11 protein-coding genes are annotated in these 11,725 nt (G+C 60.6%); 5 read left to right on the plus strand and 6 right to left on the minus strand.

The window, feature by feature from the left end:
• The 5 genes from WCA53_RS33500 to proC form a co-directional block, all read left to right on the plus strand.
• A partial coding sequence (locus WCA53_RS33500) for an FAD-linked oxidase C-terminal domain-containing protein (RefSeq protein WP_423922222.1) occupies window positions 1–1,262 on the plus strand: 1,262 nt, incomplete at its 5' end.
• A 102-nt stretch (window positions 1,263–1,364) separates the two neighbouring features.
• Entirely contained in the window at window positions 1,365–2,453 is a 1,089-nt protein-coding gene (glcE, locus tag WCA53_RS33505) for a glycolate oxidase subunit GlcE (protein WP_423922225.1), read from the plus strand.
• A 17-nt stretch (window positions 2,454–2,470) separates the two neighbouring features.
• Entirely contained in the window at window positions 2,471–3,697 is a 1,227-nt protein-coding gene (gene glcF / locus WCA53_RS33510; protein ID WP_423922228.1) for a glycolate oxidase subunit GlcF, read from the plus strand.
• A 107-nt stretch (window positions 3,698–3,804) separates the two neighbouring features.
• Window positions 3,805–4,512 (plus strand): YggS family pyridoxal phosphate-dependent enzyme, encoded by a 708-nt coding sequence (locus WCA53_RS33515; RefSeq protein WP_423922231.1) that lies wholly within the window; start codon window positions 3,805–3,807, stop codon window positions 4,510–4,512.
• Between the two features lie 21 nt (window positions 4,513–4,533).
• Entirely contained in the window at window positions 4,534–5,346 is an 813-nt protein-coding gene (proC, locus tag WCA53_RS33520; protein WP_423922236.1) for a pyrroline-5-carboxylate reductase, read from the plus strand.
• 121 nt (window positions 5,347–5,467) lie between these two features.
• Here the strand turns inward: proC and WCA53_RS33525 are convergent, their stop codons facing one another.
• From WCA53_RS33525 to WCA53_RS33550, 6 genes are all read right to left on the minus strand, one after another.
• Complete coding sequence (locus WCA53_RS33525; RefSeq protein WP_423922240.1) at window positions 5,468–6,400, minus strand: Ig-like domain-containing protein; 933 nt, start codon at window positions 6,398–6,400, stop codon at window positions 5,468–5,470.
• A gap of 383 nt (window positions 6,401–6,783) precedes the next feature.
• Entirely contained in the window at window positions 6,784–7,644 is an 861-nt protein-coding gene (gene ubiA, locus WCA53_RS33530; RefSeq protein ID WP_423922242.1) for a 4-hydroxybenzoate octaprenyltransferase, read from the minus strand.
• Between the two features lie 218 nt (window positions 7,645–7,862).
• Window positions 7,863–8,354, minus strand: a complete 492-nt coding sequence (locus WCA53_RS33535) for a Dps family protein (protein WP_423922245.1) — start codon at window positions 8,352–8,354, stop codon at window positions 7,863–7,865.
• Between the two features lie 166 nt (window positions 8,355–8,520).
• On the minus strand, window positions 8,521–8,691 hold the full coding sequence (locus WCA53_RS33540; protein WP_423922248.1) for a hypothetical protein: 171 nt from the start codon (window positions 8,689–8,691) through the stop codon (window positions 8,521–8,523).
• 72 nt (window positions 8,692–8,763) lie between these two features.
• Window positions 8,764–10,248, minus strand: coding sequence for a catalase (locus WCA53_RS33545; RefSeq protein ID WP_423922251.1), 1,485 nt, complete (start codon window positions 10,246–10,248; stop codon window positions 8,764–8,766).
• A 352-nt stretch (window positions 10,249–10,600) separates the two neighbouring features.
• Window positions 10,601–11,560 carry a LysR substrate-binding domain-containing protein gene (locus tag WCA53_RS33550; protein ID WP_423922255.1) on the minus strand — a complete coding sequence of 320 codons (960 nt, stop codon included), beginning with the start codon at window positions 11,558–11,560 and terminating at the stop codon, window positions 10,601–10,603.
• Window positions 11,561–11,725: the final 165 nt, after the last annotated feature.

Here is an 11,725-nt window from a genome sequence, read left to right on the forward strand (position 1 = left end):
TGCCGATCGTGCCGCGCGGCGCCGGCACGGGCTTGTCCGGCGGCGCCATGCCGATCCGGCACGGCATCGTGCTGTCGCTCGCGCGCTTTCGCAAGATTATCGATGTCGATCCGTACGCCCGCACCGCGACGGTCCAGCCCGGCGTGCGCAATCTCGCAATATCCGAGGCTGCGGCGCCATTCGGGCTTTACTATGCGCCCGATCCTTCGTCGCAGATCGCCTGCACGATCGGCGGCAACGTCAGCGAGAATTCCGGCGGCGTCCATTGCCTGAAGTACGGCCTGACGTGCCACAACGTGTTGCGCGTGCGGGCGGTATCCATGGAAGGCGACATTCTCGAATTCGGCTCGCTCGGCCTCGACGCGCCGGGCCTCGACTTGCTTGCGGTGTTGATCGGCAGCGAAGGCATGTTCGCCATCGTCACGGAAGTCACCGTCAAGCTGATTCCGAAGCCGCAAACGGCGCAGGTGATCATGGCGAGCTTCGACGATGTCATCAAGGGCGGCGATGCCGTTGCGGCAATCATCGCGGCCGGCATCATCCCGGCGGGCCTGGAAATGATGGACAAACCTGCAACGCGCGCCGTCGAAGAGTTCGTGCAAGCAGGCTACGACCTCGACGCCAAGGCGATCCTGCTGTGCGAATCGGACGGCACGGCTGATGAGGTGGCCGAGGAAATCGTCCGGATGACCGCGGTATTGCGCGAATTCGGCGCCACGCGCATCCAGATTTCACGCTCGGAGGCCGAGCGTCTCAAATTCTGGTCCGGCCGCAAGAACGCGTTTCCCGCCGCCGGCCGTATTTCCCCGGATTACTACTGCATGGACGGCACGGTGCCGCGCCGCCAGATCGGACCGCTGCTAGGGCGTATCGAAGCAATGGAAGTCAAATACGGGCTGCGTTGCATGAACGTATTCCACGCTGGCGACGGCAACATGCATCCGCTGATTCTCTTCAACGGCAACGACCTCGACGAATGGCACCGGGCGGAGGCGTTCGGGTCCGACATCCTGGAAACGTGCGTGGAGCTGGGCGGCACGGTGACGGGCGAGCATGGCGTGGGTATCGAGAAAATCAATTCGATGTGCGTTCAGTTTTCGCCGGAGGAGCGCGACACGTTTCACGCCATCAAACGCGCCTTCGATCCGCCGGGTTTGCTGAATCCGGACAAGGGCATTCCGACGCGCGCGCGATGCGCCGAGTACGGAAAAATGCACATTCGCGGTGGTTTGCTGCCGCATCCGGACATTCCACGGTTTTAGTCCGGACCGCACGCACAAGACCTATCCACGTTTATCCGGGTGGCCGCGCCGGAACGCATCGATACACTGATTCCAAGAGCCAATAAAAACACGCGGAACAACATGACAGAGGATGACATCGTCGCGAGCTGGACGGAGCGCGTGCGCCTCGCGACAGAGCGCCAGACACCGCTGCGGATACGCGGCGGCGGGACGAAGGATTGGTACGGACAGGTGCTGGAAGGTGAGGTCGTCGATACGCGGTCGCACCGGGGAATCATTGAATATGATCCGGCCGAACTTGTGATTACCGCGAAAGCCGGGACGCCGCTGGTGGAGATCGAAGCGCGTCTGGAGGAATGCGGCCAGATGCTGCCGTTCGAGCCGCCGCATTTTGGCCGCCACGCGACCTTCGGCGGCTGCATTGCTGCGGGTCTTGCCGGCCCGCGGCGTGCCGCGACAGGCGCGCCGCGCGATTTCGTGCTTGGCGCGGTAGTGATGAACGGTCAGGGTCAGGTCCTGCATTTCGGCGGACAAGTGGTCAAGAACGTCGCCGGTTACGACGTCTCGCGACTGCTCGCCGGATCGCTGGGTACGCTTGGGTTGATCCTGGAGTTGTCGGTGAAAGTGCTGCCGAAACCGGTTGCCGAGGCCACGCTTAAATTCGATATGAACGCCATCGATGCCGTGCGCAAGCTCAACGAATGGAGCGGTCGTCCCTTGCCGCTGTCGGCGAGCGCGTGGTGCGACCACACGCTCGCTTTGCGCCTGGGCGGCGCGGAAGCGGCGGTCAAGGCCGCGCGTTTATCGCTGGGCGGCGAAGTGGTGGACGCAGTGGAAGCCGAGCGCTTCTGGTCCGGCTTGCGGGAACAGACCGATCCGTTCTTCGCCGTGCTGCCGCCTAGAGCTGCGCTGTGGCGTCTTTCATTGCCGTCGATCGCCGAGCCCATGCACCTCGCCGGACCGCACCTGATGGAATGGGGCGGCGCGCAGCGCTGGTGGATCACCGACGCCGATCCTCAAACGGTCCGCATCAGTGCCAAACAAGCGGGTGGCCATGCAACCATTTTCAGGACGGGCGCCGCGTACGACCGCAACACGAGTGTCTTTACTCCCCTGGCCGCCCCGATGATGAAAATCCATCGCGGCTTGAAAGCTGCATTCGACCCCGCGCGCATTTTCAATCGCGGGCGCCTGTACCCCGATTTCTGAGCCGGAAGGCCCTCGCAATGCAAACGAACCTCGCCGACTTCATGCGCGGCACGCCCGATGGCGACGAAGCCGAAGCCATTCTGCGCAAGTGTGTGCATTGCGGTTTCTGCACGGCGACATGTCCCACGTACCAGATCCTGGGCGATGAGCTGGATGGCCCGCGCGGGCGCATCTACCTGATGAAGCAGATGATGGAAGGCGCGCCCGTCACGCGTAGCACGCAGCTGCATCTCGATCGCTGCCTGACTTGCCGCAATTGCGAGACGACATGTCCGTCGGGCGTTCAATATGGCCGGCTGATCGAGATTGGCCGCAAAGTGGTGGAAGAGAAAGTGGAGCGGCCATTCGGCCAGCGCGTGAAGCGTCAATTGCTCGCCAACTTCCTGCCGAACAGCAAGCTTTTTACGCCCGCGATGAAGCTCGGCCAGCACTTCCGGCCGTTTTTGCCGAAGACCTTGCGCGCGAAAGTTCCAGTCGCTGAGCGTCCGCTTTTGGAGCCTACGCGCAAACATGAGCGCAAGATGTTGATGCTCTCCGGCTGTGTCCAGCCCGCGATGATGCCCAACGTGAATATCGCGACTGCGCGCGTCTTCGATGCCCTGGGAATCGAGATTGTGACCGCGCCGGACGCGGGTTGTTGCGGCGCAGTCCGGCTGCATCTTGGCTACAACGAGGACGCGCTGGATGATGTGCGCAATAACATCGACGCGTGGTGGCCGTACGTGGAAGACGGCGTGGAGGCGATCGTAATGAACGCGTCCGGGTGTGGCGCGATGGTGAAGGAATACGGGCACCTGTTGCGCAACGATCCGGTCTATGCAGAAAAGGCCGCGCGGATTGTGGACATGACGCGCGATCTCGCCGAAATCCTTCCGCAATATGAGGAGCAACTGGGCGCGCTCGTGCGCCGGCGCGCCGTGCATACGGTCGCGTTCCATCCGCCGTGCACGTTGCAACATGGCCAGCAGATCCGCGGTCAAGTCGAGAACCTGCTGACCACACTTGGAATAGAAGTTCACATTCCCGCCGATAGCCATCTCTGTTGCGGCTCGGCGGGCACCTATTCGGTTTTGCAGCCGAAGCTGTCGTACACGCTGCGCGACCAGAAGCTCGAACAGCTCGAAAAGCTCGAACCGCAGATGATCGTGTCGGCGAATGTCGGGTGTATCGCGCATTTGCAGAGCGGGACATCGACGCCCGTCGCGCACTGGATTCAGTTGCTCGAGCATCTGCTGTATGGCTAGCGTTGGGGGATGGGGCGCGCGGGGCTCAAACCGCGCCAGCCCCTCCGGGAACGCAGCCTTGCGTCCGTATAATCGGGGCTTGTCATTCACCGGCTCTTGAACACGCGATGCCCTCCTCCTCCGATCTCGCCCGTCACCTCAATGAAGTCCGCCAACGCATCGCGCAAGCCGAAGCGGCGGCATCGCGCGACGCATCGTCTGTTGCGTTGCTGGCGGTATCGAAGACCTTTCCCGCCGAGGATGTGCGCGCCGTGTTCGAAGCAGGACAACGCGCATTCGGCGAGAACTACGTGCAGGAAGCGGTGGCGAAGATTGCCGCACTCGCCGATCTGCGCGATCAGGTCCAGTGGCATTTCATTGGGCCGTTGCAGTCGAACAAGACCAAGGTCGTCGCCGAGAATTTCGACTGGGTGCATTCCGTCGATCGGCTGAAGATCGCCGAACGGTTGAGCGAACAGCGGCCCGAGAGCATGGCTGCGCTTAATGTTTGCCTGCAAGTCAATGTCAGCGGCGAGGCGTCGAAGAGCGGCGTTGCGCCCGCAGAAGCGCTGGAACTTGCGCGCCGGATTGCCGCGCTACCCCGATTGCGCTTGCGCGGGCTGATGGCGATTCCCGAAGCCGCCGAATCCCTCGATGAACAGCGCGCGCCGCATCGGCGACTGCGCGAACTCATGGAATCGTTACGCGCCGATGGCCTGGAACTCGACACGCTTTCGATCGGCATGTCAGCCGATCTCGAAGCAGCGATCCTCGAAGGCTCGACAATGGTGCGCATCGGCACGGCGATCTTCGGCGCGCGCGATTATTCAAACTGATTTTTATAACGCAAACTCATCATGAAAATTGCTTTTATCGGCGGCGGGAATATGGCGTCGGCGCTCATCGGCGGCTTGATCAAGCGGGGCGTCGCGCCAGCCGACCTCTATGCCGTCGATCCCGGTGAAGAAGCGCGCGTCCGCGTTGAAAAGGAGTTCGGCATCAAGACGGGTGTTGCCATCGACTCGACGCTCGCCGGCTACGACGCCATTCTTCTCGCCGTCAAGCCGCAAGTATTGAAGGACGTCGCGACTGCCTTGCGGCCTGCGCTGTCGAAGCAATTGGTCATCAGCATCGCAGCGGGGATTCGCGCTGCCGATCTGTCGCGCTGGCTCGGCGGGTATACGAATGTCGTTCGCACCATGCCGAATACGCCGGCGCTCATCGGCATGGGCGTGACGGGTTTGGCAGCGCTTCCCGGCGTTGACGATGCCGCGAAAGCGCTGGCGTCGAAGGTGCTTGAAGCGGTCGGCGAGATCGTCTGGTTCGACGACGAATCGAAGATCGACGCTGTCACCGCTATTTCGGGCAGTGGTCCGGCGTACGTGTTTTATTTTATCGAAGCAATGCAGGAAGCGGCGCGCCAGTTGGGAATGGACGAAAGCCAAGGGCGCGCTTTGGCGGTCGCCACGTTCACCGGCGCGGCCCAACTGGCGGCGCAATCGAGCGAACCGGCAAGTGTGTTGCGGGAACGGGTGACATCGAAAGGTGGCACGACGGCGGCAGCTTTAGCTTCCTTCACGGCACAAGGCGTGAAGGAAGCTATCGTCCGTGGTGCGCTGGCAGCGGACGCGCGGGCGAAGGAAATGGGCGACGAGTTAGGGAAGGCTTGAGGGCGCGACGTAGGTTGCATCGAACGGAGATAAGCCACGCTTCGTTCCAGGCACGCGAAAGGAAAAGCCGTTTCATCAACGAACCGGCGCGCCCCTTCGGTGCGCGCCGGTTCGAACTTCCTTAGTTATGCAACGCGATCTGCACGCCCTGTTGAACCAGCAGTTCCGTATGCGCGCCCGAGTGCTCGTACACGTTATACGTCACGCCGCCGACCTGCGCCGTGCTGTGCTGGGCCCACTGACCGTCGGCGACACCCGCAATGTGCGCGTTCGACAGATCCACCGCATCGCCGTTCGAGCCGCTCACCATCATCTGGTGCTTGCCGTCCTTCTGGAACAGGTCCAGCTCGGCGAGGTTCAGCACATCGGTCAGCGAGAGCTTCAGGCTGTTCGAATGACCACCAAGGTCGATCGATTCAATACCCGATACCTTCGCCGCCGCCGTCTTGCCGGAGAGCGAGGTCAGATCCAGCACCTGGTGATCGCCCGTTAGCTGCAGCGTGTCGATACCGCCCGTGCTGCCCTGGACGTGGCCGGTGGCCTGCTTGAAATAGGCGCTCGGATCAACATTCAAGTCCGCCGTTTCATTGCCGGTCGTGCCCTTGAAGGCCGCGTGTCCGTCCGTCGATATGCCGCCCGGTACCAGGTTGCCGGCCAGGAGACCGGTTGCATCCACCACGCTCGGGATGACAGGCGCGAATGGTGTCGCGTCGACAGTGAAGCTGTAGTTCGAGGCCGCACTCATGCCGGCGGGGGTCGAATGCGTCAAGCTCAGGTTGTGCACGCCATTGGCCAGCGTCGGCAGCGCCCAGCCCGTGTTGTCGCTGGTCGCGATCAGTGTGCCGATCAGCGTGCCGTTGTCGTACAGCGTGTAGGTGTCGCCCGGAATCGCGACGAACGCGAGCACAGGACTTGTATCGTGCGTCGTGGCGCCCGCAGCCACAACGTCAATGCCGTCGGGCGTGTGTTGGCTCAGGCCAAGCAACACCGGCGCTGCGGGTACATTGACGGCCGCGTCAGCGAGCGATTGACTACGAATTTGCGTATTCGACATATTTCTTTCTAGCCTCTGTGCGGAGAAAATCAACGGGGAGTCCCGGATCGGGCGACACCGTATCAGTTGAACGAATGCAGCTTGAATGCCCATGTGCATTTCAATTTCAATCTGCGAAACAATTCTCTGCTGTAGTGGCACGGGGGAGAGATCAGCACGCTCCTAAATCGAACCCGGTAGATGGAGAAATCGCGCCCCTCTGGAGCACGGGCCAAAAGAAGAATTTGCGCTGAAGGCAAGCGAATGCGAATAGTGGCGACGAACAGAGGCGGCGCAGGCCTGCGGACATGGCCATCCCTGTCTTGAAAAAGGGACCCGGCCATTCTCATGAAGCAGGCAAAACGGGAACGGCAGAAGCAAAAGCTTTTTCGTACCGCGCGGCGTTAGCGCATGAACGCGTAATGCGCTGCGATACCCGCGAACAACACCCCGCCGAGCCAGTTGTTATGTTTGAACGCTGCAAAGCACGGCATGCGTTCGCGGTTCTTGATCAACGTGTAGTGATAGATCGCGCATGCGAGCGCCGCCATCCAGCCACCCCAATACAGCGCGCCGAATTGCAATGCCGCGCCGATCCAGACGTAAATCCCAAGCGTCACGGCGTAGCAAAACATAATGGCGAGAACGTCGTATCGGCCGAAAGTCAGTGCGGAGGTGCGGATACCGATCTTGATGTCGTCGTCGCGATCGACCATCGCGTATTCGGTGTCGTAGGCGACCGACCAAAACACGTTCGCAACCAGCATGATCCATGCGAGCGGCGGCACGTGATCCTGAATGGCAGCGAACGCCATTGGAATGCCGAACCCGAACGCGATGCCAAGATACGCTTGGGGAATCGCAAAAAAACGCTTGGTGAAGGGGTAGCTCCCGGCCACGAAAAGAGCGAATACCGATAGCTCCTTCGTCAGCGCGTTGAGCGGCAGGATCAGCAAAAACGCGATCAGCGATAACGCCGCCGCCAACGCCACGGCTTCCCATGGCGCGATCTTGCCGGACGTGATCGGTCGATTCTCCGTGCGCTTAACGTGTTTGTCGAAGTCGCGATCGGCGTAATCGTTGATGGCGCAACCTGCGGAACGCATGAGCAGGGTGCCAAGGATGAAGATCACCAAAAGCATGGGCGACGGATGGCCGTCGGACGCAATCCATAGCGCGTTGAGTGTCGGCCACAGCAGCAGCAGGCTGCCGATGGGCTTGTCCATGCGGACGAGGCGAAGATACAGCGGTAGGCGAGCGAGCATGGAATCGGGCGACGGCGAATGAGCGGTGCAGGTATTTTAAGGCAGTGCGCAGGGTTGGCCCGGATCCGGCCTTTGTTGCGGCGTTTAGCCGGAACGTTACATTTGGCGAGCACGCGATTTCGTCGACCGAGATCCGCTTCAAAAAGCCGAAAGCCCCGAATTCGTCCGAACGCGGGGCTTCCCTAATCGTGCCGCTCACCAACTAGCAGCAATCAACCTCACTCCGCCAGCATGGCCCTCAACATCCACGCGGTCTTCTCATGAATCTGCATGCGCTGCGTCAAAAGGTCCGCGGTTGGTTCGTCGTGGGCGCTATCGGTCAGCGGGAAAATATCGCGCGCCGTACGCACGACTGCTTCCTGCCCTTGCACCAACTGGCTGATCATCTCTTCCGCTGACGGAATTCCGTCAGCTTCGGGAATGCTCGACAGCTTCGCAAACTCGCGATAACTGCCTGGCGCAAACACGCCCAACGCGCGAATACGTTCAGCAATCGAATCGACGGCCAGCGCCAGTTCGGTGTACTGCCCTTCGAACATCAGGTGCAGCGTGTTGAACATGGGCCCCGTGACGTTCCAATGGAAATTGTGTGTCTTCAGATACAGCGTGTAGGTGTCAGCCAGCAAGCGCGACAAGCCTTCGGCAATCTTCTTGCGGTCTTTGTCGCTGATACCGATATTCACAGCCGGTGAGGGGACTTTCTTCGCCATAGTGACTCCTTGATAGTGGTCCGAACGATGGGGGCAATCAAACGACCTTGGCTCCAGTCGCGTCCGCCGAGCGTGCATGAGTTTATCGTAGAAACGGGGTACGACTCGTTGCACGGGCTATGCGCCTTGAACCGAACGCGGCGACTGATACTTCACGCGTCACGAATCACAAGAGACGCGCGAATCCTACGCCTTGCAGCCCTGCCACCACAATCGCCGCATAACCCGCCGCGACGATGCCAAAGCCTATCGCTATCCGCACGCGACGCGATGCCTTCAGGCTCTTCGCCTCGACATCCATCACCGCCCGTCCGATATTCATGATTGCCTGTGTCATCGCCACGCTCCTAAACTCCTGATTCCACTGACGAGGCACCTCACTCGCGCCTCGCCTTCACGCCTTCACGCTTTACTTCACCGCCACGCCGACATCTGCACTAACCGCCTCGACCTTCTGGCCGAGCGCCGCCAGCGCTGCCACGACGCCCGCCGCATATGCCGGATCGGCGCGGTGGAAATGCTCGATCTGCACCCGGACAATTTCATTCGGTACGCCGAAGATTGCCCGCGCGATGTTGCCAAAGAGACGTTGCTTCTGCGCGTCGTCAAAGAGACGGAACAGCGCGCCCGGCTGGCTGTAGTAATCATCATCTTCGCGATGGTCGTAACGCTGCACATCGCCCGCCGCCAACGGCGGTTCGTTGACGCCCGGGTCCTGCGCGAAGTCGCCGAAACGATTCGGCTCGTAGTTCACGCGCCCGCCGCTATTGCCGTCGGTGCGCATTGCGCCATCGCGATGAAACGAGTTCTGCACGACCGCCTTCGATGCATTCACCGGAATCTGGTGGTGATTGATGCCGAGCCGATAGCGCTGCGTGTCTCCGTACGAGAACAAGCGCCCTTGCAGCAACCGATCCGGCGAAAAACCAATGCCCGGCACCACGTTCGCCGGCGAAAAGGCCGCCTGCTCGACGTCGGCAAAGTAGTTCGCCGCGTTGCGGTTCAGTTCGATCGTGCCGACGTCTATCAACGGGTAATCCTTGTGCGGCCAGACTTTGGTGATATCGAACGGATTGATGCCGTAGGTCGCCGCGTCAGCTTCCGGCATGACCTGGATACGGAAATTCCACTTCGGAAAATTGCCGCGATCAATGTTGTCCACCAGGTCATGCTGCGCGCTTTCCCGGTCACGGCCTACGACTTCGGCGGCTTCGGCATCGGTGAAATTTTCGAGCGGCTGCTGCGACTTGAAGTGAAATTTCACGTAAAAACGCTCGTTGTTCGCGTTGATGAACGAATACGTGTGCGAACCGAAACCATGCATTTGCCGATACCCCTTCGGAATCCCACGATCGCTCATCACGATGGTGACCTGATGCAGCGATTCCGGATGGCGCGAGAAGAAGTCCCACGCGTTCACGTTGCTGCGCAGGTTGGTGTAGGGGTCGCGTTTCTGCGTGTGGATGAAGTCCGGGAATTTCAGCGGATCACGAATGAAGAATACCGGCGTGTTGTTACCCACGACGTCCCAGTTGCCTTCTTCCGTGTAGAACTTGATCGAGAACCCGCGCACGTCGCGCTCTGCATCGGCGGCACCGCGCTCGCCGGCCACCGTCGAAAAACGCATGAACGTGGGCGTTCGCTTGCCCACCTCGGCGAACACCTTGGCTTTGGTGAAACGCGAGATATCGTGCGTCACGGTCAGCGTGCCAAACGCGCCGGACCCCTTCGCGTGCACACGGCGCTCGGGAATCACTTCGCGGTCGAAATGCGCCAGCTTTTCGATAAGCCAGAAATCCTGCAACGCGACCGGGCCACGCGGACCCGCCGTGAGCGAGTTCTGGTTGTCTCCGACGGGCGCGCCGGCGGCGGTGGTGAGTTTGCTTTGGGTCATCGAGAGCTCCAGGAATCTGTGGGTATTAACAAAACAAGGACGTGTCGGCGAAAGCGATCAGCACGTGCTGGCGAAATTCGCGAGCACATCCAGAACGACACAGCGCGCCTCGCGGTACGTCGCGGTGAATTGTGTGACCTGGCGGGCGATCAATGTCATGGCTTCCTCCTGTGTTTTTGTGGCGGATCAAGGCTGAACCACGGAAGCCAGAATATCAAACGCTATCGATTTTTATAACTCAATTAATTTTATCTATTCGATAGGTCGAACGAATCGTCCGGGTGTGTCGCTCGACGAAACAGGGATGGGGATGGGGGTCTGGAACCGCGCCCAGTGCGGGCGCGGGTAAAGGTTAGTTCACTGCAGCCGGCAGTTCAAGCCGTGTCACACCAGGAATGTTGCAGGCGGAAATGGCGTCGCAAATCGCTTCGATGGCGGGCATCCGCGTAAAGCTCTTGCGCCAGGCGAGCACGACCCGACGGTCAGGCACGGGCTCTTCGAAGGGCACGTAGCTCAGCAGACCCGCGTCGACACCGCCCGCGTGGGGCTTGACGTCCAGCACAGACATGCGCGGCAACACGGTGATTCCGACACCGCTCGCGACCATATGCCTGATAGTTTCCAGCGACGAACCTTCGAACGTCTTTTGAATGCCGTCGGCGTTCTGCGAAAAACGCATCAGTTCGGGACACACGCCGAGAACGTGATCGCGGAAACAATGACCGCTGCCGAGCAGCAGCATGGTTTCCAGCTTCAAATCTTCCGCATTGATCTTCGCGCGGTTTTCCCAGGCATGACCGGCGGGCATCGCGACGACAAACGGCTCGTCGAAGAGCGGCCGGACCATCAGGCCGGTTTCGGGAAACGGCAGCGCCATGATGGCGACGTCGATTTCACCTTGTTTCAGTAACTCGATCAGCTTGAGCGTGTAGTTTTCCTGCAGCATCAGCGGCATTTGCGGCACGCGCTTGATCATCTGCTTGACGAGCGTGGGCAGGAGATACGGCCCGATGGTGTAGATAACACCAAGTCGCAGCGGCCCGACCAGCGGGTCTTTGCCCTGTTTCGCGATTTCCTTGATGGCGAGCGTTTGCTCCAGCACGCGCTGCGCCTGCGTCACGATCTGATCGCCGATGGGCGTCACGCTTACCTCGCTCGTGCCGCGCTCGAAAATCTGCACGTTCAGTTCGTCTTCGAGCTTTTTGATCGCCACCGACAAGGTCGGCTGACTCACGAAACACGCCTCGGCGGCGCGGCCAAAATGCCGCTCGCGCGCCACCGCGACGATGTACTTCAATTCAGTTAGGGTCATTAGGGACCAATGGGAATTATCGAATCGATAGGATTTGACTTATACACCCGCCGAAGCAATTCGCCAACCCGGACGGCTGCCTTGCTTGAGCGACGTGCGTTAGAGACCGCTCGCGGGACGCCGAGTTCACGCTTTCAAGAATTGTTCGCGCGCGCCAAGCCAGCG

This window comes from Caballeronia sp. (assembly GCF_049581465.1).
Taxonomy (GTDB): Bacteria; Pseudomonadota; Gammaproteobacteria; order Burkholderiales; family Burkholderiaceae; genus Caballeronia.